Origin of the sequence: Nocardia sp. BMG111209, from assembly GCF_000381925.1 — a bacterium.
In the GTDB taxonomy this organism is placed as follows: Bacteria; Actinomycetota; Actinomycetes; order Mycobacteriales; family Mycobacteriaceae; genus Nocardia.
Genome location: NZ_KB907307.1, coordinates 245761 through 271103, shown reverse-complemented (window position 1 = coordinate 271103; position 25343 = coordinate 245761). Strand labels below are relative to the sequence as shown.

2 protein-coding genes (1 of these 2 running past the window's edge) are annotated in these 25343 nt (G+C 70.8%); both read right to left on the bottom strand.

From position 1 onward, the window contains the following. On the bottom strand, nucleotides 1–10344 hold the 5' portion of the coding sequence (locus tag G361_RS0101125) for a non-ribosomal peptide synthase/polyketide synthase (RefSeq protein WP_019925198.1). Its footprint begins 10176 nt before the window's first position; only the first 10344 of its 20520 coding nucleotides appear in the window; the start codon lies at nucleotides 10342–10344; the stop codon falls past the left edge of the window. Continuing rightward, on the bottom strand, nucleotides 10344–25343 hold the full coding sequence (locus tag G361_RS0101120; protein ID WP_019925197.1) for a non-ribosomal peptide synthetase: 15000 nt from the start codon (nucleotides 25341–25343) through the stop codon (nucleotides 10344–10346). The genes G361_RS0101125 and G361_RS0101120 overlap by 1 nt, the downstream gene beginning before the upstream one ends.

The window sequence follows — 25343 nt, the reverse complement described above, 5'->3', positions numbered from 1 at the left end:
AGGATGTTGTGCCAGGACGGCTTCCACCTCACCCGGCTCCACCCGGAACCCACGCACCTTCACCTGATCATCGGCCCGCCCCACGAACTCCAACTGCCCCAGAGCATTCCACCGCACCACATCACCCGTGCGATACAACCGCCCACCCGCCGCACCGAACGGATCCGCCACGAACCGCCCCGCAGTCAACGCAACCCGACCCCGATACCCACGCGCCAACTGCGCACCGGCCACATACAACTCCCCCGGGATGCCGAGGGGCACCGGCGCCAGCCACGAATCCAGCACGTACACCCGGGTATTGGCCACCGGCGTACCGATCGGCACCGTACCGGTCGTATCGTCGGGCACGACGAGGGATGTCACGTCGACCGTCGCCTCGGTGGGGCCGTAGAGGTTGTCGATCCGGACCCCGCCGCACACGTCCCGCACCGCGTCGGCCAATCCGGCCGTCAGGGTGTCGGCGCCGGTGTTCACCTGGGTGAGGCTGCGAAGTGGCGTGCACCGCAACGGCTCCGCGTACTCGACCAGGGCGGACAGCAGCGGCGGTGTCGCGAACATCTTGGTGACCGACCAGGTCTCGATCAGCCGCGTGATCTCCGCCGGATCCGAGCGCTGCTCACCCGCGACGACCAGCGCGGCGCCACCGCACAGCGCCGGCCAGATCTCGTAGGTGGAGGCGTCGAACGCGACGGAGGAGTGCATCAGCACCCAGTCCCCCGCACCCGCGGTCCACGCCTGGGCGACCAGGTTCGCCACGTTGCCGTGGGTGACCGCAACGCCTTTGGGCACACCGGTGGAACCCGAGGTGTAGATCACGTACGCCAGGTTCCCCGGCCGGAGCACGACCGGCGCGCTGTCGGCGCCGTCGGCGGTGGCGGGGTGGATCCGCGGTATCGCGTTGTCCGGCAGCATGTTCTCGCTACCGGCGTCGGTCACGATGACGACCGGGTCGGCGTCGGCGAGGACGAATGCCAGCCGATCCGACGGGTACGCCGGGTCGATCGGCAGATACGCGCCACCGGCCTTCAGCACCGCCACCAGCGCCACCAGGAGATCCACCGACCTCGGCAGCGCCACCGCGACCACCGAATCCGGGCCCACGCCACGCGCATTCAGCGCCCTCGCCAGCCGGGTCGCCCGCACGTCGAGTTCCCGGTAGGTCAGATCCGTGTTCCGGCAGACCACGGCGACCCGCTCGGGGGTGCGGGCCGCCTGCGCCTCGAACAGCGCGGTCACCGTGGTCTCCGGCGCATCGACGGCGGTCCGGTTCCAGCGGTGCAGCAGCAGTTCTCGTTCGCTGCCGAGGATGTCCACCGACGCCACCGCGATAGTCGGATCCGCGGCCACCTGCTCGAAGATCCGTGCCAGCCGCCGCGCCAGCACCGCGACGGTCCGCCGGTCGAACACATCGGTGCGATATTCCAGTCGCACAGTCAGTTCGGGCGCGGCGCCGGCCACCACCGACAGCGGGTAATGGGTGGGTGCGTCGGAGCGCAGACCGGCGATCGCGATCCCACCGGTGGTGGCGGCGTCCGCGATGCCGGCCGGGTCCACCGGGAAGGACTCGAAACCGACCAGCGTGTCGAACAGGACGTTCAGCCCGGTCGCCCGATGGATATCGCTCAGGCCGACGTGATGGTGGTCCAGCAGGGCCGCCTGGCGGGCCTGCAGGCCGGTCAGCAGATCGGCCAGGGTGTCGTGGTGATCGAACCGGACGCGGACCGGCACGGTGCCGATGAACAGGCCGACCATCGACTCCACCCCGGCGATTGCGGGCGGGCGGCCGGAAACGGTTGCGCCGGTGACCACATCGCGGCGGCCGGTCGAGGCGGCCAGCAGAATTCCCCAGGCCGCCTGCACGACGGTGTTCAGCGTGACCCCGAGCCGGCTCGCGCGCCTGCCGAGGGCCGCCGCGGTCGCCGGGGCCAGCGGTACGTCGAATCGCTCGACCTCCGCCGAGGCGGTGCTGTCGGCGCTGCCGGCGAGCAGGGTGGGTTCCCGGATGCCGTCGAGTTCGTCCGCCCAGGCCCGCACACCGGCCCGAATATCCTGCCGGTCCAGCCATTTCAGGAATTCGCGGTAGTCGGGCACCGGCGGCAGCGCGGCCGCGCCGGAACCGTACAGGCGCAGCAGATCCCGGACGAGCAACGGCAGCGACCAGCCGTCCAGCAGGACGTGGTGCGCGGAGAAGATCAGTTCCGAACGCTGTTCGGTCATCAGGACCAGCGTGAACCGCAGCAGCGGGCCGGCCGCGACATCGAACTGCGCGCCGCGATCCTCGCTCAGCAGCAGTTCCAGCGCCGTCCGGCGCTCGGACTCGCGGTGATCCCGCAGATCGACCATGTGCCATGGCAATTCGGCACGGTCGACCACCACCTGGATCGGGGCGCCGTGGGCGTCCTCGGCGAAACCCACCCGCAGATTGGGGTATCGGTCGATCAGGCCCTGCCCGGCCGCGCGCATCCGGACCGGATCCACCGCGCCGGTCAGGCCGAACGCCACCTGCATGTGATAGGCGTCGAAACCCTTGCCCGCCAACGCCCGATGGAACAGCAGGCCCTTCTGCATCGCGGTCGGCCGCCACACGTCCGTCAGTCCGGGGTAGCGCCGCTCCAGGACGTCGATCTCGTGCTGTGCCAGGCCGGCCAGCGGCAGATCCGACGGCGTCCGGCCGCCACCGCCGAGGGCATGGCGCGCCAGGCCGAGGGCCGCCTGCTGCCACAGCTGGGCCAGTTCCTGGGTCTCGGCGGTGCTCAGCGCGCCCCGCGGATTCGCGAACACCGCACGCAGGACCGGTCCGTCGGCGGTGTCGACGACCATCGTGGTGGCGTCGAGCACCGCCGGTGCGGGCATCGCCGGATCCTGGCTCGCGACCGAGCCCGCCTCGTGGCGGGCCGGTGTCCATCCGGTTCCGCGCAGCTGTTCCGGCAGCAGGTCCGCCGAGGTGAACCGGCCGAGGTGGTTGAATCCGATCTGCCCGGTCGAGAACTGTTGCAGCACAGTGGCGGTCTCGGGATTCAGGTAGCGCAGCAGTCCGAATCCGATGCCCTTGCCCGGCACCGCGCGCAGCTGCTCCTTCACCGATTTGACGAGAGCGCCCGCCGCCGGGCCACCCGCGCAGATCTCGTCCCAGGCCGTCGCGTCCGCGCGCAGGCGCACGGGGTACACGCTGGTGAACCAGCCGACGGTGGCCGACAGGTCGGCCCCCGCAACGGTATCCTCCTCGCGCCCATGGCCTTCCAGCCGGATCAGCACCGACTCCGCGGCGATGCCGCGTGCGCGCCGCCGGTGCGCCACCGCGGCCGTCAGGGCGGCCAGCAGCCCGTCCTCCACACCGCCGTGGAACGCCGCCGGCAGGGTGGTCAGCAGGGTCTCGGTCTCGGCCACGGGAATCTCGATCACCGTGTGCGCCACCGTCGCCATGACATCGACCGCCGGATCCAGCGGACGTGATCCGAGCAGCGGATCCGGCCCGTCCACCACCGAACGCCACCAGGGCAACTGCTCCGTCACCCGCGGCGCCGTCGCCTGTTCGACCAGCCCGTGGGCCCATCGCCGCATCGACGTACCCGTCGCGGCGATCGCGGCCGGCGCACCGGACGACACCGCCTGCCACGCGGAAGCCAAGTCGGGCAACAGGATCCGCCACGACACCCCGTCGATCACCAGGTGGTGCGCGACGATCGCCAACCGGCCCGCGCGCTGCGGACCGGCGTCGAACCAGCCGAACTGCACCATCACCCCGGCCGCGGGATCGAGCCGGGCGTTCAGCGCCGCGCCGAGTTCGATCCGGTGCAGCAGCCGATCGACGTCGATCGAGCCCGCCGGTGCGATCTCGAGGCCCGGTCCGCGCTCGTCGTCGATCAGGCGGGCGCGCAATACATCGTGGCGATCGACGACCGCGGTCAGGACCGCCACCAGACCGGCCCGATCGATACCGGCCGGAAGGTCCAGCACCATCGTCTGGTTGAAACTGTCGAAGCCGGCGCCGGATTCGCGCAGGTACCTCGCCACCGGCAACAGCGGCAGCCATCCCACCGCGCCCCCGGGCAGTTCCGCCACCACGGTGTGCCCGCGACGTCCCTCGGCCGCCGCGGCGAGCGCGGCCACCGTCCGCAGTTCGAACACCTCCCGCGGGGTCACCTCGACCCCCAGCGCGCGGGCCCGCGACACCACCTGGATCGAGCGGATGCTGTCCCCGCCCAGTTCGAAGAAGCTGTCCGCCACGCCGACTCGCGCCAGGCCCAGCACGTCGGCGAACACGGCGGCGAGGATCTCCTCGCGCGGATTCTCCGGCGCCCGATAGTGCGTGGCGGAGGTGAAGCGCGGCCGCGGCAGCGCGGCCCGGTCCAGTTTGCCGTTCGCGGTCAACGGCATCGCGTCGAGCACCATCACGACCGCGGGCACCATGTACTCCGGCAGCCGCCCGGCCACGAACGCACGCACCTGCGCGCCGTCGAGTTCGGTTGCGGCGGTGACGTATCCGACCAGCCGCGCGCCACCGTCGTCGTCCGCGCGGGCCACCACCACGGACTGCGACACCGAGGGGTGCTGCGCCAGTGCGGCTTCCACCTCACCGGGCTCGACCCGGAAGCCGCGGATCTTCACCTGGTCGTCGGCCCGGCCGAGGAATGCCAGCCGTCCGTCCCGGCGCCACCGCACCACATCTCCCGTGCGGTACAGCCGGCCGCCGTCGGGGTCGAACGGGTCCGCCACGAATCGCGACGCCGTCAGCGCCGCCCGCCCGCGATATCCCCGCGCCACCTGCGTGCCGGCCACGTACAGCTCGCCGGGTACGCCCGCCGGAACCGGCACGAGCCCCGAATCCAGCACGTACAACCGGACATTGGGCAGCGCGCGGCCGATCGGCACGGCGTCGCCGATCTCGCCCGCCACCTCGTGGTCGGCCACGTACACCGTCGTCTCGGTGGGGCCGTACCCGTTGACGACCTGCGTACCCGGACATTCCGCGTGCAGCCGCCGCGCCAGCGCCGCGGGCAGTTCGGAACCGGCGGCGAACACCTGGGTCAGTGTCCGCAACGGGGCGCCCGGCCGGGATCCGACCTCGTCGAGCAGCGCCGCCAGCAGCGGCGGTGTCGCGAACATCCTCGTCACCGCAGATGTTTCGATGGCCGTCGCGATCTCCGCCGGGTCGGGGCGGCGCTGCTGCGGCAGTATCAGCCGGGCTCCCCCGCACAGGGTGGGCCAGATCTCGTACCCGGACACGTCGAAGGAGATCGAGGTCTGCATCAGCACCCGGTCCCCCGCCGTCACCGGCCGCGCGTGCGAGACCAGATTCACCACGTTGTGGTGGGTCACCGCGACGCCCTTGGGGATGCCGGTCGATCCCGAGGTGTAGATCAGGTAGGCCGGATGGTGCGGGTGCACGCCCGCGACCCGAGCGCGCACGCCGGGTTCGGCCGCGCCGGGCGCGTCCACGTACAGGCGCGGTATCGCGTTGTCCGGCAACACCTCCGCGGTCGCGGTATCCGTCACGACGACCACCGGCGCGGCGTCGGCGAGGACGAACGCCAGCCGATCCGACGGGTACGCCGGATCGATCGGCAGGTACGCGCCACCGGCCTTCCACACCGCGAGCAAGGCCACGATCAACTCGACCGACGGTGACAGAGCCACCGCGGCAACGACTTCCGGCCCCACCCCGCGCGCGGCCAGCACCCCGGCGAGCCGGTCGGCCCGGACGTCCAGCTCTCGATAGGTCAGTGCGGTGTCCGCGCCGGCGACGGCGATCGCGTCGGGGGTCCGGGCGGCCTGCGCCCGGAACAGTTCGGCCACCGTGAGTTCCGGCACCGGCGCGGCGGTACCGTTGCCGCGGTGCAGAATCCGGGAGCGCTCGTCGGCGCTCGAGATGTCGATCGGCCCGACGGGCCGGTCCGGCTCGGCCACCACCCACCGCAGCAGCCGCACCCAGCGCGCGGCCATCGCCTCGACCGTGGACCGGTCGAACAGCTCGGTCGCGAACTCGATCAGGCCGTGCCACTGCCGGTCCGCCGGCGCGTCGGCGATGTCGAACAGCAGGTCGAACCGGGCGGTGCCGGTGGACACCGGGTACGGCTCGACGGTCAGCCCGGCCAGGTCCAGGACGGGCGCGGCGTTGTTCTGGAAGGCCAGCGACACCTGGAACAGCGGATGGTGGGCCGCGGAGCGCGCCGGATCCAGGCGTTCCACCAGCAGTTCGAACGGGATGTCCTGATTCTCGTACGCCGCCAGCGCTTTCGTCCTGACCTGCCGCAGCAGTCCGGTGAACGAGGCCGCCGGGTCGACCTCCGCGCGCAGCACCCAGGTGTTGACGAAGATCCCCACCAGATCGGCCAGCGCGTCGTCGGCGCGGCCCGCGATGGGTGTCCCGAGCGGAATGTCCCCGCCGGCACCGAGTTTGAACAACAGCACGGCCAGCGCCGATTGCAGCACCATCGACACCGACGCGCCCTCGCGGGCCGCCAATCGTTCCACCGCGCCGCGGATCTCGGGATCGATCCCGAAACTCACGACATCGCCGTGATATCCGGCGGTGCGCGGGCGCGGCCGGTCGGACGGCAACCGCAACTGCTCCGGCAGTCCGGCGAGCTCCCGCCGCCAATATCCGGACTGCCGCGACAGCACACTGTCCGGATCGTCGGCGGAGCCGAGCAGTTCCCGTTGCCACAGGGTGTAATCCGTGTACTGCACCGGCAGCGGCGCCCACGCCGGGGCGTGCCCGTCGCGCCGCGCCGTGTACGCCGCCGACAGATCCCGCAACAGCGCGCCCACGGACCAGCCGTCACCGGCGATGTGATGCAGTAACAGCACCAGTACGCCGCCACCCGGACCGTCGCGGAACACGCTGACGCGCAACGGGATCTCCGACGCCAGATCGAAGGCGTAGCGCACCGCCGCGGTCACCGCCGCGCCGAGTTCGGCCGCGGCCACGTCGGAGACGGTGATCGGCACGGTGAGGCCCTCGGCAGCCAGAATGCGTTGCGCGGGAACGCCGCCGGTCTCGGCGAACACCGTGCGCAGGCTCTCGTGCCGGGCCACCAGATCACCGACGGCCGCCTCGAGCGCCGGCACGTCGATCGCGCCGGTCAGCCGGGCCGTCACCGGCAGGTTGTAGGTGGCCGACGGTCCCTCCAGCCGATGCATGAACCACAGCCGCCGCTGGGCGAAGGACAGCGGGATCGTCTCGGGCCGCTGCCGTGTCGTCACCGGCGGCCGCACGGGCGCATCGGATTCCAGCCGGTGTGCCAGCTGCGCGACGGTCGGGGCCTCGAAGATGGTGCGGATGGGCAATTCGACGTCCAGTGTCGCCCGGATCCGGCTCGCGAGCCGGGTCGCCAGCAGCGAATGCCCGCCCAGGGCGAAGAATCCGTCGTCCACTCCGACCCGTTCGAGGCCCAGCACCTCGGCGAACAGTTCGGTCAGCACCCGTTCGCGGCGGGTGCCGGGCGCCCGGTACGGCGCCGACGACCCGACCTCCGGGACCGGCAGTGCCGCATGATCCACTTTCCCGTTGGCGGTCAACGGAATAGAGTCGATCGCCAGGACGGCGGCGGGCACCATGTAGTCCGGCAGCCGCTCGGCAGCGAAGCCGCGCACCCGCGCGGCGTCGATCGAGGCTGCGGCGGACCGGCCCGGAACCACATAGCCGATCAGCTGCGCTCCGGCGGCGGTGTCCCGCGCGACCACCAGCGCACGGGCAACCGAAGGATGTTGTGCCAGGACGGCTTCCACCTCACCCGGCTCCACCCGGAACCCACGCACCTTCACCTGATCATCGGCCCGCCCCACGAACTCCAACTGACCCAGAGCATTCCACCGCACCACATCACCCGTGCGATACAACCGGCCACCGGCCGCATCGAACGGATCCGCCACGAACCGCCCCGCAGTCAACGCAGCCCGACCCCGATACCCACGCGCCAACTGCGCACCGGCCACATACAATTCGCCGGCGACCCCCACCGGCACCGGCGCCAATCCCGAATCGAGTACGTACACACGGGTATTCGCCACCGGAACACCGATCGGCACCGAAGTGCCCGCCGGGGAGTCGGGTACGAGCGCCGAGGTCACGTTGACCGTCGCCTCGGTCGGGCCGTAGAGGTTGTCGATCCACACGTCCGGGCATACCGCGCGGACGGCGCGGACCAGCTCCGTGGTCAGCGTATCGGCCCCGGTGTTCACCTGCCGCAGACACCCGAACACCGGCCGCGGCAACGTCTCCGCGTACTCGACCAGGGCGGACAGGAACGGTGGCGTGGCGAATATCCTCGTCACCGAACGGCTTTCGATCAGCCGCGCGATCTCACCGGGATCCGAGCGCTGTTCACTCGCCACCACCAGCGCCGCACCACCGCACAGCGCGGGCCAGATCTCGAAGGTCGACGCGTCGAACGCCACCGACGAATGCACCAGCACCCGGTCCCCCGGCCGCACCGACCATGCCTGGGCCACCAGATTCACCACATTGCGATGCGCGATCCCGACGCCCTTCGGCACACCGGTCGAACCCGAGGTGTAGATCACGTACGCCAGATTCTGCGGCCGCACCGGCAGCACGGGATCGGAGCCGGGACCGGGCATTTCGACGGTGTCGAGCAGCAGGTGCGGCGCGGTGGTCCGGGGCAGCGCGTCCGCGGTCGCCGTCTCGGTGACGACGAGCACCGGTGCGGCATCGTCGAGTACGAAGGCCAGCCGATCCGACGGATAGGCCGGATCGATCGGCAGATACGCGGCGCCGGTCCGCGCCACCGCCACCAGCGCCACGATCAGATCCGCCGAGCGCGGCAAAGCCACCGCGACAACGCGTTCCGGGCCGGCGCCGTGCGCGGTCAGGACCCGCGCCAGCCGGGCGGCCCGGCGGTCGAGCTCCCGGTACGTCAGCTCGACGTCACCGCACAGCACGGCCGGCGCGTCCGGGGTGCGCGACGCCTGCGCCCGGAACAGTTCGGGCACCGTGGCTTCCGCGATCTCGACGTCGGTGGCGTTCCAGCGACGCGTGAGCAGGTCGCGTTCGGCGGCCTCGAGGATCTCGACCGGCCCCACCGGCGCATCGGGATCCGTCACCACCGAGCGCAAGACCCGCACCAGCCGAGCGGCCGTCGCCTCGATCGTGGCGCGGTCGAACAGATCCGTGGCGTATTCGACATGCAGGTCCCAGCCACCGGATCCCGCTGCCGCAGCGACGGTGAACACCAGATCGAACCGCGACGTCGTCGCCGCCAGCGGATAGGGCTCGAAGGTCGAGCCCGGCAACGCCAGTGTCGGCGCCGCGTTGTTCTGGAAACTCAGCAGGACCTGGAACAACGGGTGATGCGCCGGGGAGCGCACCGGATTGAGCAGTTCGACCAGCAATTCGAATGGGACGTCCTGATTCTCGTACGCCGCCAGCGCTTTCGCCCGCACCCCGCCCAGGATCCGGGTGAACGACGTGGCGGGCTCGACCCGCGCGCGCAGCACCCAGGTGTTGACGAAGAAGCCGACCAGATCGGCCAGGCCCTCGTCGGTACGGCCGGCGATCGGCGACCCGATCGGGATATCCCCTCCCGCACCGAGTTTGAACAGCAGCACGGCCAGCGCGGCTTGCAGAACCATCGACGCCGAAGCGCCCTCGCGGGTGGCCAGCGCCTCGACCGCGGCGCGGATCTCCGCGTCGATCCCGCAGACCGCCACATCCCCGCGGTGACTGGCCGTCCGCGGTCGCGGCCGATCGGCCGGTATCGCCAATTGTTCGGGCAGCCCGGCCAGTTCGCGCCGCCAGTAGTCGAACTGCCGGGACAGCACACTGTCCGGATCGTCGGCGGAGCCGAGCAGTTCCCGCTGCCACAGCGTGTAGTCCACGTACTGCACCGGCAGCGGCTCCCACTGCGGCTCCTCCCGCCGCGCGCGGACCGCGTAGGCGTGCGACAGATCCCGCAGCAGCGGAGCCATCGACCAGCCGTCGCCGGCGATGTGGTGCAACAACAGCAGCACGACGTATTCGCCCGTGCCACACCGCAATACGGTCACCCGGATCGGGATCTCGGTGGACAGGTCGAACGGGTGCCCGACGGCGCGGGCCAGCGCCGCGTCCACCTCGGCGGGCGGCACGTCGTCGATCGATATCGGCACCGTCACGCTGTCGGCCTCGAGCACCCGCTGACTCGGGACACCGTCGGCCTCGACGAAGATCGTCCGCAGACTCTCGTGCCGCGACACCACGTCACCGACCGCCGCGGCGAACGCGAATTCGTCGAATTCACCGGACAATCGGACCGCCACCGGCATGTTGTACGCGGCCGAGGGCCCATCGAGCCGATGGATGAACCACAACCGGCGCTGCGCGAACGACAACGGGATCATCACGAGACATCCTTTCGATTCATCTTCCGCAGAGCCGGTCGCCGGGACGGAGCCAATTCGTCCCAGCGTTGCGCGAGCTCCGCCACGGTGGGGGCGTCGAAGATCACCCGCACCGGTATCTCCACTCCGAGCACGGCCCGGATCCGGCCGGCCAGCCGGGTGGCCAGCAGTGAATGGCCGCCGAGGGCGAAGAAACTGTCGTCGACGCCGACGCGATCGCGGCCGAGGATTTCGGCGAACAGTCCGGCCAGCGACTGCTCCCGCTCGGTCGCCGGCGCGCGGTACGCCGTCGACGAGGTGAATTCCGGATCCGGCAGCGCCGCGCGATCCAGTTTCCCGTTGGCGGTCAACGGCACCGAGTCGATCACCAGCACCACCGCCGGCACCATGAATTCCGGCAACCGCTCGGCGGCGAACCCGCGCACCTCGGCCGGCAGCAGGGTGTCGTGCGGGCTGTTGACGTGATCGGCCGGATCTCCCACGGGGTCCGCCGGCAGGTACACGTCGGTCAGGGACCGGTCCTGCACCGTGGCCGGATCGAGGAAGATCGCGTCCATCCGGCCCGGCCGCGCGGACCAGGTGACCGCGGTGCTGTATCCGGTCCGCTGCCCGAGGATGTGCAGATCCTCGGGCAGCAGGCTCGCGGGATCCGGCTCGGCGCCGAGCATCTCGCGCGACACCGGCGCACCCGCCCGGATCCGCTCGGTCGCCTCGATCTCACCGAGCAGGCCCGCGTGCGGGATGCCGGTGACGCGAATACCGCTGTGCCGCCGCAGTTCCAGCAGTTCCCGCACCTGTTCGTAGGCGGCGAATTCCACCGTGGGCAGGTCCCGCGCCGACAGCGATCGGGCGGGCGCCTTGCGCAGCACGACGTCGTACCGGTACCGGCTCAACTCGTTGATCCGGTGCCCGCGCTTCAGTTCGATGTCGACGGCGTCGAAACCGGTTCGCCCGAGGAAGTATTCGGGGGCCAGCAGCAGTTCCTTCTCGCCGGACGCCGTGCGGCGCACCCGTTCCCGCACCGCGGCGGGGTCGTCGCCACCGTGGCGGGTGATCTCGACGGCGGTCGTGAACTGTTCCAGCAGCGCGAGATTGCGCACATCGCCGACGAATACCGCGCCGCCGGGGGCCAGGACCCGCCGCACGTTCTCCAGAACCCGCTCCAGATAGGCCGTTCCGGGGAAGTACTGGACCACGGAGTTCACCACCACCGTGTCGAAGTGGCCCTCGGGCAGGCCGGCGGGATCGTCGGCGGCCTGGACGCTGGTGAACACCCGCTCGATCCATTGCGCGTCGAGTCCGTGCAGCTGGTCGCGCAGGGTGGCGATGGTGGCGGCGGAGAAGTCGGTGGCCCAGTACTCCTCGCAGTCCGGTGCCAGTTGCGACAGCAACAGGCCCGCACCGACACCGATCTCGAGCAGTCGCTTCGGTCTCAGTTCCCGGATCCGTTCGACCGTGGCCATCCGCCATTCGCGCATCTGGTCCACGGGGATCGGCGCACCGGTGTAGCTGCTGTTCCAGCCGCCGAAATCCGAACCGAAGCCGGAACTGCCCGTGGTGGAGGCGTTTTCGCGCTCCGGACTGCCGTACAGGTCGTCGTACACCCGCCGCCACTGCCCCACCAGTTCGTCCTCACCGGCGGCCGGGCCCGACCGATCGGCGACCACGTAGCCGACCAGCTGCTTGCCGCCGGCGGCGGTGTCGCGGGCGACCACCACCGCCCTGGAGACCGAAGGATGCTGCGCCAGTACCGATTCCACCTCACCGGGCTCCACCCGGAAGCCGCGCACCTTCACCTGGTCGTCGGCGCGGCCCACGAACTCCAGCTGTCCCCCGGCGTCCCACCGCACCACATCACCGGTGCGGTACAACCGGCCGCCAGCGGCGTCGAAGGGATCCGCCACGAACCGCGCCGCGGTCAATCCGGCCCGGCCGCGATATCCGCGCGCCAATTGCGCACCGGCGACGTACAACTCACCGGGAACACCCGCCGGAACCGGCGCGAGCCCCGAATCCAGCACGAACACCCGGGTATTGGCCGTCGGTCGCCCGATCGCGACCGCGCCGCCGCCACCGGGCAGCGCGTCGTACTCGGTCACGCACGCCGTCGTCTCGGTGGGGCCGTACCCGTTGACCACCCGGGCTTCCGGATAGTCCGCCGCCAACCGGCCCACCACCTCGCCGGTCAGCTCGGCGCCGCCGGCGATGATCCGCCGCAGGGTCGCCAGCGGTCTGCCGGGGACCGTGCCGACGTGGTCGAGCAGGGCCGCGAGCATCGGCGGGGTCGAGAACATCCGGGTGATCGACCGGGTCTCGATCAGCCGGGTGATCTCCGCGAGATCGGAGCGTGGCTCACCGGCGACCACCACGGTCGCGCCGCCGCACAGCGCCGGCCAGATCTCGTAGGTGGAGGCGTCGAAGGCCATCGACGAATGGGCCAGCACCCGGTCCCCGGAATCGGCCGTCCAGGCCGCGGCCACCAGATTCGCCACGTTGGCATGGGTGATGCCGACGCCTTTCGGCACGCCGGTCGACCCGGAGGTGTAGATCACGTACGCCAGCTGGTCCGGTCGCACGGCCACCGGCGCGACGCCGCCGCTCGCGTCGTCCGCCTCGTCGAGGTACAGGTACGGTATCGCGCTGTGCGGCAAGCGATCCGCGGTGACGCGATCGGTCAGCACCACCACGGGTGCGGCATCGGCGAGGACGAAGGTCACCCGATCCGCCGGGTACGCCGGGTCGATCGGCAGATACGCGCCACCGGCCCGCAGCACACCGGCGACCGCCACGATCAGATCCGCCGAGCGCGGCAGGGCCACCGCGACAACGGAATCCGGCCCCACCCCGCGGGTGGTCAGGACCCGCGCCAGCCGATCGGCCCGCTCGGCGAGCTCCCGATACGAGAGGCTCGCCGCCGCGTCGACCACCGCGGTCGCGGCCGGCGTGCGGTCGACCTGTGCCTGGAACAGCTCGGTCAGCGTGGCGCCGGGCACCGGCCCGGCGGTGTCGTTCCAATGGCGCAGGATCGACGTCCGTTCGCCGGTGCCGAGTACGTCGATCGTGCCCACCGGTGCGTCCGGATCGGACACCAGAAGCCGCAGTACCCGCCGATACCGGTCGGCCATCGCCTCGATCGTGGACCGGTCGTAGAGGTCGGTCGCGAATTCGACCAGGCCGCTCCAGGTCTCGCCCGCGGGGTCGTCGGCGATACTGACGAACAGGTCGAGCCGGGCCGTCGCGGTGACCGCCTCGTAGGGCTCGATCCGTACGCCGGACAGGTCCAGCACCGGCAGCGTGTTGTTCTGGAAGGCCAGCGACACCTGGAACAGCGGGTGCCGCGCCGCCGAGCGGGCCGGATTGAGCATCTCGACCAGCAATTCGAACGGGACGTCCTGATTCTCATACGCTGCCAGCGATTTCGTCCTGACCTGTTCCAGCAGTTCGGCGAACGAGGTCGCCGCGGTCACCCGCGCCCGCAGCACCCACGAGTTGACGAAGAAGCCCACCAGATCGGCCAGCGCCTCGTCCGTGCGCCCGGCGATCGGCGAACCGATCGGAATATCGCCGCCGGCACCGAGTTTGAACAGCAGCACGGCCAGCGCCGATTGCAGCACCATCGACACCGTCGCGCCGTCGCGGGCGGCCGTGCGTTCCACCGCGGCCCGGGTCTCGGCGTCGATGTCGAAGAAGACCATGTCACCGCGATAGGTCGCGACCCGCGGCCGGGGCCGATCCGTGGGCAACGGCAGTTGCTCCGGCACACCGTCGAGTTCGCGCCGCCAGTAGTCGAACTGCTGGGACAGCACACTGCCGGGATCGGCGGACGTGCCGAGCAATTCCTGTTGCCACAGTGTGTAATCCGCGTATTGCACCGGCAGCGGCCGCCATCCCGGCGGCCGCCGGTCCAGCCGCGCGGCGTAGGCCGCGGTGAGATCGCGCAGCAGCGGCGTCATCGACCAGCCGTCGCCGGCGATGTGGTGGATCAGCACGACCAGTACGCATTCGTCGGCGGCGATGCGGAAGACGTCGGCGCGCAACGGAATCTCCGACGACAGGTCGAATCCGTACCGCACCGCCGCGGTCACCCGCGCCGCCAGGTCGGCGGCCGGCACATCGGTGACGGTCACCGGGACATCGAGTTCATCCGCACCGATCACCACCTGGGCGGGCACATCGCCGGTTTCGACGAAGACCGTGCGCAGGCTCTCGTGCCTGGTCACCACATCGCCGACCGCGGCCGCGAACGCCGCGTCGTCGAACGTCCCGGTCAGTCGGACCGTGAGGGCGATGTTGTAGGTGGCCGAAGGGCCTTCGAGCCGATGGATGAACCACAGCCGGCGCTGGGCGAACGACAGCGGCACCACCTCCGGTCGCGGCCGCTCCGCCAGTCTCGGACGCACCCGGACCCCCGCATCCAGCCGGGTCACCAACTGCGCCACGGTCGGAGCGTCGAAGACGGTCCGGATCGGCACCTCGACACCGAGCACCGCCCGGATCCGGCTGACGAGGCGGGTGGCCAGCAGCGAATGACCGCCGAGGGCGAAGAAGCCGTCGTCCACGCCGACCCGGTCGACACCCAGTACCTCGGCGAACAATTCGGCCAGCATGCGTTCCTCCACACCGGCCGGCGCGCGATATTCGGCCGCCGAGGCGAACTCCGGATCCGGCAGTGCGCGGCGGTCCAGCTTGCCGCCGGCGGTCAGCGGGACCGCCTCGATCACCATGACCACCGCCGGAACCATGAACTCCGGCAACCGATCACCGGCGAACCGGCGCACCTCGGCGGCCAGCAGACCCGCCTGCGGATTGTTCGTGTACGCGGACGGATCGCGCACCGGGCCGGCTGCCCGGTAGACGTCGGTCAGCGGGCGGCCGCTGTTCACGGCGAATACCGCGTCCATGCGATCCGGCCGCGCCGACCAGGTGACGGCCGTGGTCCGATCGCAGGATTCACCCAGAGCGTACAGATCCTCGGGCAGCAGGCCCGCGTCATCGGCCCGCGCGGCGGCGGGTTCGAGCACACCCTCGAAGCCGAGTCCCCGGGACAGCCCGGCATGGGGAATCCCGGTGACGCGGACACCCTCGGCGTGCCGGTCGAGCAGCAACTCCCGCAGCCGATCCCGGCCGGGGAACGCGACTTCCGGCAGCGCGGCCACCGACAGCGGGTCCGCCGCGGCGGTGCGCAGCACGACGTCGTAGCGGTACCGGCTCAGTTCGTTGACCGCGTACCCGCGCTTCAATTCGATGTCCACGGCGGCGAATCCGGTCACCGTCCGGGCCAGGCTCACGAAATACTCCGGCGCGACGAGCAATTCCTGTTCCGCGGCGATATCGCGGCGGACCCGATCGGCGATCGCCGCCGGATCGTCCTCGCCGTGCCGGGCACGCTGGATCGCGGTGGCGAACTCCTCGAGCAGCGTGAGATTGCGGACGTCGCCGACGAATACCGCGCCGCCGGGCACCAGTACCCGCTGGATCTGCGCGAGGACGGTGCGCAGATACGCCTCGCCCGGGAAGTACTGGATCACGGAGTTCACCACCACGGTGTCGAAGTGGTGCTCCGGCAGGCGGATCGTGTCCTCGGCGGTCCCGACGCGCAGGGTCACCCGCTCGGTCCATTCCGCGCCGAGGTCGCGGAGCTGTCGTTCCAGGGTGGCGATGGTGGCCGCGGAAAAGTCAGTCGCCCAATACTCTTCGCATTCCGGCGCCACCTGCGACATCAGCAGGCCCGAGCCGACGCCGATCTCGAGCACCCGCCGCGGCCGCAGTCCCCGGATGCGGTCGACGGTCGCGTCGCGCCACTCCCGCATCTGTTCGACGGGAATCGGCTTCCCGGTGTAACTGCTGTTCCAGCCACCGAAATCGGTACCGAGCGCGGCCGGGTCCGCGCCGTTGTCCGCACCGGCGGCGGAATACAGGTCGTCGTACACCCGCCGCCACTGCCCCACCAGTTCGTCGGCGCCGACGACCGGGCCGGAACCGTCCGGGACCACGTAGCCGACCAATTGCCTGCCACCGGAACCGGTCTCGCGGGCCACGACCACCGCTTGCGCCACCGAGGGATGTTGCGCCAGTACGGTTTCCACCTCGCCGGGCTCGACCCGGAAGCCGCGGATCTTCAGCTGTTCGTCGGCGCGGCCCACGAATTCCAGCCGGCCCGAGGCGCTCCACCGCACCATGTCGCCGGTGCGGTACAGCCGCCCGCCGGTGGTGTCGAACGGATCCGCCACGAATCGGGCCGCGGTCAGCGCGGCCCGGCCCCGATAGCCGCGCGCCACTTGCGCACCGGCGACGTACAACTCACCGGGTACACCCACGGGCACGGGCAGCAGCCACGAATCCAGCACGTATACCCGGGTATTGGCCACCGGCGCGCCGATCGGCACCGCGCCGTCGAATCCGGCGGGCACGGCGAACGAGGTCACGTCCACCGTCGCCTCGGTCGGTCCGTAGAGATTGTCGATCCGAACGCCGGGGCAGGCGGTTCGCAGCGCATCGGCCAGTCCGGCCGTGAGCGTATCGGCGCCGGTGCCGATCCGGGTCAGGCTGCGGAACGGGTTGCCGGGCACCGTGTCCAGATGGTCGGCCAGGGCGGCCAGCAGCGGCGGCGTCCCGAACATCGCGGTCACCGAACGACTCTCGACCAGCCGCGTGATCTCCACCGGATCCGACCGCAGTTCACCGGCCACCACCAAGGTGGCGCCACCGCACAGCGCGGGCCAGATCTCATAGGTCGACGCATCGAACGCCACCGAGGAATGCACCAGCACCCGATCACCCACTTCCACCGGCCATGCCTGCGCCACGAGATTCACCACATTGCGATGCGTGATCGCCACACCCTTGGGCACACCCGTCGAACCCGAGGTGTAGATCACGTACGCCACATTCCCCGGCAGGGCCGCGGCCGATCGGTCGCCGTCGAGTGCGGCGGAGGCGTCGGGATGCAGGTGCGGAATCGTGTTGCCGGGCAATATGTCCGCGGTGGCCGGGTCGGTCACGATCACCACCGGCGCGGCATCATCGAGTACGAACGCCAGCCGATCCGACGGATACGCCGGATCGATCGGCAGATAGGCGCCTCCGGCCTTCGATACCGCCACCAACGCCACAATGAGGTCCGCGGATCGGGGCAGCGCCACCGCGACGACACTGTCCGGTCCCACACCGGAGGCGGTCAGTTGCCGGGCCAGCCGCGCCGCGCGGTGCTCGAGTTCCCGGTACGTGAGTTCGGTGGCACCGCAGATCACCGCCACCGCATCGGGATTCGCGGCAACCCGGTCCTCGAACAGGCCGGTGAGCGTGGTGTCCGGGACGGCGACGGCGGTCTCGTTCCACCGGCGCACCACCGATTCGCGCTCGCCGCCGCCGAGGATGTCGATCGAGCCCACCGGCAGCTCCGGCCGCGCGACCACCAGCCGCAGCAGGCGCACCAGCCGCTGCGCCATCGCCTCGACCGTTGCGGCGTCGAACAATTCGGTCGCGTATTCCACGAAACCGTTCCACGCCTGCCCCGCCGGCGCGTCAGCGATGTCGAAGAACAGATCGAATCGGGAAGTGGCGGTGGACGCTGGGTAGGGCTCGATCACCACACCCGCCAGATCCAGGGCCGGCCGGGCATTGTTCTGGAAGGCCAGGGCGATCTGGAACAGCGGGTGATGGGCCGCCGAGCGGGCCGGATTGAGCAGTTCCACCAGCAGTTCGAACGGGACGTCCTGATTCTCGTAGGCCGCCAGCGCCCGTGCCCGGACCTGGCGCAGGATCTCGGTGAACGGCGCCCCGGGCACGATGCCGGTCCGCAGCACCCAGGTGTTGACGAAGAAGCCCACCAGGTCGGTGAGGGCCTCGTCGGTGCGGCCGGCGATCGGTGCGCCGATCGGGATATCCTCGCCCGCACCGAGTTTGAACAACAGCACGGCCAGCGCGGACTGCAACACCATCGACACGGTCGCGCCCTCGCGCGCGGCCAGCGCCTCCACCGCGGTCCGGGTATCGGGATCGATACCGAAATACACCATCTCACCGCGATAACTCGCGACCCGCGGGCGCGGGTGATCGACGGGCAGCCGCAATTGTTCCGGGACACCGTCGAGTTCGGCGCGCCAGTACTCGAACTGCCGCGCCAGCAGACTGTCCGGATCGGAGGCCGACCCGAGCAGATCCCGTTGCCACAGCGTGTAATCCACGTACTGCACCGGCAGCGGCGTCCAGCCGGGCGCATGCCCGGCCACGCGCGCCTCGTACGCCGTCGACAGATCTCCGAGCAGCGGGGTCAGCGACCAGCCGTCGCCGGCGATGTGGTGGATCAGCAGGACGAACACGCAGTCGTCGCCGCCGGTGCGAAATACCGTGGCGCGCACGGGTATCTCGTGGGACAGGTCGAAGCCGTACCGCGCCGCCGCGGTCACCGCGGCATCCAGTCCGGTGGGGGCGACCTCGGTCACCGTGAGCGGCACCTCGACCGCCGAGCGGACCTGCTGCGACGGCTCCCCGTCGACATCGGCGAAGACGGTGCGCAGGCTCTCGTGCCGCGCGACGACATCGCCGACCGCGGCGCGCAACGCCGTCAGGTCCGCCCCGTGCAACCGCACCGCCAGCGCCATGTTGTAGGTGGCCGAACGACCTTCGAGCCGATGGATGAACCACAACCGGCGCTGGGCGTACGACAGCGGCACCACCGCCGGGCGCGGGCAGGCAGTCAGGGCCGGGCGCACCGGCACCTCCGCTTCGAGCCGGGTGGCCAGTTGCGCGACCGTCGGCGCGTCGAAGATCGTCCGGATGGGCACCTCGGCGCCCAGCACCACCCGGATCCGGCTGGCCAGCCGGGTGGCCAGCAGCGAATGACCGCCGAGGGCGAAGAAACTGTCGTCCGCGCCGATCCGCTCCCGGCCGAGGATCTCGGCGAACAATGCGGCCAGGACCTGCTCCCGCTCACCGGCCGGCGCGCGGAACTCGTTCGGCGACACGAATTCCGGGATGGGCAGGGCCGCGCGATCCAGCTTCCCGTTCACGGTCATCGGCATCGAATCGAGCACCATGACCACGGCCGGCACCATGAAATCCGGCAGCCGCTCGGCGACGAACCCGTGCAGCCCCGCTCGGTCGAGCACCACCGAGCCGGCCCGGTCGGGTACCACGTACCCGACGAGCTGGGTACCCCCGGCGGCCGCGGCGCGGGCCACCACCGCCGCCTGCGACACCGAAGGATGGCGCGCCAGAATGCTTTCCACCTCACCGGGTTCGACCCGGAAGCCGCGGATCTTCACCTGATCGTCGACGCGGCCCACGAACCGCAGCCGACCGCCGGCGGTCCACCGCACCACATCTCCCGTGCGGTACAACCGGCCGCCGGCCGGATCGAACGGATCCGCCACGAACCGCAGTGCGGTCGCCCCGGCCCGGCCCCGATACCCCCGGGCCAATTGCGTACCGGCGATGTACAACTCGCCAGGAACGCCGGCGGGCACCGGCATCAGGCCCGAATCCAGTACGTACACCCGCATATTGGCCAGTGCGGCGCCGATCGGTATCGCGTCGTCCCGCTCGGTGGCCGCGTCGGCGGCGAACATCGTGGTGAACACCGTGGCCTCGGTCGGCCCGTAGGCATGCACCACCGCAGCGGCGGCTCGCGCGCGGCGCACGGCCGCCGGGCTCAGTTCGGCGCCGCCGGAGATCAATTGGGTCAGGCTGCGGAAGGGGTCGCCGGGCAGCGCCTCGGCCAGGTCGAACAGTGCCGACAGCAGCGCCGGGGTCGCGAACATCCTGGTGACCGCCCGATCCTCGATCAGCCGGACCATCTCGAGCGGATCCGACCGCTGTTCGGTGGCCAGAACCACCGCGCCGCCGCCGAGCAGGGCGGGCCAGATCTCGTAGGTCGTGGCGTCGAAGGCGATCGAGGAATGCACCAGTACCCGATCCGCGGGGCCGAACGACCACGGCTGGGACACCAGGTTCAGCACGTTGCGCTGGGTGACGGCAACGCCTTTCGGCACGCCGGTGGATCCGGAGGTGTACATCACGTACGCCAGATCGTCCGGCCGGGCGGTGATCGGTGCGAGCGGGCCGGGGCCGGCCAGGTCGAGCGTGTCCAGATGCAGGTGTGCGATCGTGGTGTCCGGCAACATATCCGCGGTGACCGTATCGGTCACGACCACCACCGGCGCGGCGTCGGTGAGTACCGCCGCCACCCGGTCCGACGGATAGGCCGGATCGATCGGCAGATACGCGCCACCGGCCTTCCACACCGCGAGCAACGCCACGATCAGGTCCACCGAGCGCGGCAACGCCACCGCGGCAACGACCTCCGCACCGACACCGCGCGAGATCAGCTCCCGCGCCAGGGATTCGGAGCGGTCGTCGAGTTCCCGGTAGGTCACCTCGGCGCCGCCGCAGAACACGGCCACCGCCTCCGGGGTCCGGACGGCCCGCGCCCGGAACAGCTCGGTGACGGTGGCGCCGGGGATCGCCGCGGCGGTGTCGTTCCAGCGCCGCAGGATTCGCTCACGTTCGTCGCCGCCGAGGACGTCGGCCGCACCGACCGGGGCCTGCGGATCCGCCACCAGCTGCCGCAGCGTCCGGACCAGCCGTTGCGTCATCGCCTCGACCGTCGACCGGTCGAACAGGTCCGTGGCGTATTCGACGAACCCCTCCCAGCCGGTACCGCCCGGCGCGGCACCGAGATTCACGGTGAGGTCGAACCGCGCGGTGGTGCTCGCGAGCGGCCGGGCGGTGGCGTCGACCTCCGGCAGGGCGGGCAGGGCCAGGGTGTCGTCCTGGAAGCTCAGCAGGATCTGGAACAGGGGGTGGTGCGCCGCCGAGCGGACCGGATTGAGCAGTTCGACGAGCAGTTCGAAGGGCGCGTCCTGATTCTCGTATGCGGCAAGGGCTTTCGTCCGCACCCGGCCGAGCACCTCGGCGAAGGTGGCCCGCGCGGTGACCGGCGCGCGCAGCACCCAGGTGTTGACGAAACAGCCGACCAGATCGGCCAGCGCCTCGTCGGTGCGCCCGGCGATCGGGGAGCCGATCGGGATGTCCTCGCCCGCACCGAGTTTGAACAACAGCACCGCCAGCGCGGACTGCAACACCATCGACACCGTCGCGCCCTCGCGGACCGCGAGCCGTTCCACCGCGCCGCGGAGTTCGGCGTCGACGCCGAACAGCACCATATCCCCGCGGTAGCTCGCGACCCGCGGCCGCGGCCGATCGGCGGGCAGGCGCAGCTGCTCGGGCAGTCCGTCGAGTTCGCGCCGCCAGTAATCGAGTTGGCGGGCGAGGACGCTGTCCGGATCGTCGGCCGAGCCCAGCAGTTCCCGCTGCCACAGGGTGTAGTCGACGTACTGCACCGGCAGTGGCGGCCAGTGCGGCGCCGCGCCGGCGTGGCGGGCCGTGTACGCCACCGACAGGTCGCGCGACAACGCCGCCACGGACATTCCGTCCCCGGCGATGTGGTGGATCAGCAGTACCAGGATCCATTCGTCACCGCAGCGGAAGACGTCCGCCCGCAACGGGATCCGATCGGACAGCGTGAATCGGTGCGCCAGGGCCGCGGTCACCGCGGCCTCGGCCGCCGCGGGCGCCACCTCGGTGACGGTCACCGGCGGGTCGAGCTGCGCGGCATCGAGGACCCGCTGAGCGGGCACCCCGTCGTGTTCGGCGAAGACCGTGCGCAGACTTTCGTGCCGCGCGATCACGTCACCGACCGCGGCGGTGAAGGCGGCGGTGTCGAACGCACCCGTCAGCCGCGCGGTCAGCGGAATGTTGTAGGTCGACGACGGGCCTTCCAGCCGATGGATGAACCACAGCCGCCGTTGCGCGAACGACAGCGGGATCTCCGCCGGCCGCGGTCGCGGCGCCAGCGCCGGCCGTACCCGCGCCCCGGTGTCCAGGCGCGTCACCAGATGTGCGACCGTCGGGGCGTCGAAGACCGTCCGGATCGGCAGCTCGACCCCGAACACCATCCGGATCCGGCCGATCAGTCGCGTCGCGGACAGGGAATGGCCGCCCAGTTCGAAGAAGCTGTCGTCCATGCCGACCCGGTCCCGGCCGAGCACCTCGCCGAACAGCTCCGCCAGCAGACGCTCACGGGTGCTGATCGGCGCCCGGTACGCGACCGAGGAGGCGAACTCCGGGTCGGGCAGGGCCCGGCGGTCCACCTTGCCGTTGGCGGTCAGCGGCACCGAGTCGAGCACGGTCACCACCGCCGGCACCATGAATTCGGGCAGCCGGTCGGCCGCGAAGCGGCGCACCCGCGCGCCGTCGACGGGCCGGTCCCGGTCGACGACGACATACGCGATCAGCCGCGAATCGCCATCCGCGCCGAAGTCACGGGCCACCACGATCGCCTGGGTCACCGAAGGATGCTGTGCCAGGGTGCTTTCCACCTCACCGGGTTCGACCCGGAAGCCGCGGATCTGCACCTGGTCGTCGGCCCGCCCGACGAATTCCACTGTCCCCGTGGCGGTCCAGCGCGCCAGGTCGCCGGTGCGATACAGCCGCCCGCCGCCGGCCGGATCGAACGGGTCGGCCACGAATCGCGATGCGGTCAGTCCCGCCCGGCCGTGATAGCCCCGCGCCAATTGCGCACCGGCCACATACAATTCGCCGGCCACCCCCGCCGGGACCGGCGCCAGGCCCGGATCCAGGACGAACACCCGCATATTCCCCAGCGGCGCGCCGATCGGGCTGCCGCCGCGCAACTCCGGCACGGTGGACAGATCCAGCTTCGTGACATGGACCGTGGTCTCGGTGATCCCGTACATGTTCACCAGAGCCGGGCCGTCCCCGGCGACGGCGTACCACGGCCGCAGATGCGCGTCCGTCAACGCCTCTCCGCCGAATATCACCAGGCGCAAGGCGGATTCGGTGTTCTCCCGGGCCGCGCGGGCCCGCGCGAGCGCCTGGAAGGCCGAGGGCGTCTGGTTGAGGACCGTCACCCGCGCGTCGACGATCAGATCCCACAGCTGCGCGGGTGTGCGCACCACCTCCCACGGCACGACCACGACCCGGCCACCGTGCAGCAGCGCACCCCAGATCTCCCAGACCGAGAAGTCGAAGGCCTGGGAATGGCACCAGGCCCAGACGTCGCCGGGCCCGAACGCGCACCAGCCGGCCGTGCTCTGGAACAGCGAGGCGGCGTTGCGATGGGTGACGGCAACGCCTTTCGGGGTCCCGGTGGATCCGGAGGTGTAGATCAGGTAGGCGAGATTGCCGGGCGCCGGCGCGACCGGCGGCAGTACCCCGCCCGCCGCCGGATCGACCTCCTCGAGGCGCAGGCGCGGAATTCCGGTGTCCGGCAGCACCTTCGAGGTGGCCTCGTCGATCAGCAGCGCGACGGGGGCGGCATCGCCGAGGATGAACGCGAGCCGATCCGCGGGATATCCGGGATCGATCGGCAGATACGCCCCACCGGCCTTCAGTACCGCCAGGATCGCCACGATCAGCTCGGGTGATCGCGGCAGGGCCACCGCCACCACCCGATCCGGCCCGACCCCCCGGGCGATCAGCTCCCGGGCGAGTCCATCGGCCCAGGTGTCCAGCTGCCGGTACGACAGCTCCCACGCGCCGGAGGTCACCGCCACCGCATCCGGTTCGCGGCGGACCCGAGCGGCGAACATCCCGGGCAGTGTCGCCAGGGGGTCGACCGGCACCGCGGTGTCGTTCCACGCCTCGACCATCCGGCCGTGCTCGCCGCCGAGCAGCTCCACGGCGCCGATCGGCATGCCCGGGTCCGCGACCGCGCGGCGCAGGCAGCGGGCGAGCGTGTCGAGGTAGGTGCGCAGGTCGTCCTCGGTGTAGCGCCGGGCGTCGCCCTCCACCCGCAGGTATCCCCCACGGGGGGATTGCCTTTCGTAGTAGAAGACGATCGACAGATCCCCGCTGTTGCCGGCGGAGTACAGCTGCAGGTCGGCCGTCCCGCCGGACATGCGCATGGCGCCGAAGAACGACATGACGTTGACGACCGGGCCGAACGGGTTGCCGTCGGCATTCGACGGCCGGCCGGCATCGCGCCGGATGTCCGACATTCCGTAACGCAGATGGCTTCCGGCGCTCGCGAAGCTGCCGCCGATCCGCGCGGCCAGCTCCGCCAGGGTCAGGTCCGGACTCGAATCGATCAGCAGCGGAACGGTATCGGAGAGCTGACACGGCGTACTGCCCTCGACGCCACCTCGGTTCGACACCGGTATCTGCACGCAGAACTCGTCGCGCAGCGCATAGCGCCGGACGACGGCCGCGGCCACCGACATCACCAGGAAGGGGAGCTTCACGCCGGCCGTGCGCGCCGAATCCCGCAGGGCGGCCATATCTTCGGCGGACAGGGCGTGGGTGGCGCCGATACGGCCGGGCCGCGCGCCGCCGTTCGCGGTGCCGGGCAGGCGAACCGGCTCGATCCCGGCCGGAACGTATTCGCGCCAGAACTCCCGGTCGGCCGCCCATCGGTCGCGGCGGTACGCGCGATCACTGTCGAGGATCTCGTCGATGCCCACGAATTCCGCCGGTGCGAGCGATGTTTCGGCGACCGCGGCACAGTACACGTCCAGCACCCGTTGCGCCCAGGCCGCGACGCCCACCCCGTCCATGATGATGTGGTCGAAACACATGGCGAGACAATGGTGATCGTCGGCGAGTTCCAGCAATGCGACCCGTAGCAGGGGATCGCGCTCGAGATCGAATCCCGACTCACGTTCGCGCGCCATGTATTCGAAGGCGGCCGAGGCCGGATCGGGTTCGCCGCGGAGATCGACATGGGCCGGTTCCCAGCCCGTCACATCGCGGTCGACGACCATCGGCCCGTCCGGGCCGGGCACGAAATTCACTCGCAGGGCACGTGATTCGGCGAACACCCGATGCAGCGCCGCGTCGAATTGTCCGATATCGAGATCGGCGTGGATGTCGATGTAGACCAGGCAATTGTTCGGAATATCCGCCAGCTCGTGGGCAAGCCACAGCTCTTTCTGAATCGAAGTCGAAGAGCGCAGCGATGATTCATTGTCGAATGGCAT

What these genes read in the sequence shown, in the direction of transcription:
- G361_RS0101120 (WP_019925197.1), bottom strand. Translation starts at nt 25,343, where the DNA reads ATGCCATTCGACAATGAATCATCGCTGCGCTCTTCGACTTCGATTCAG.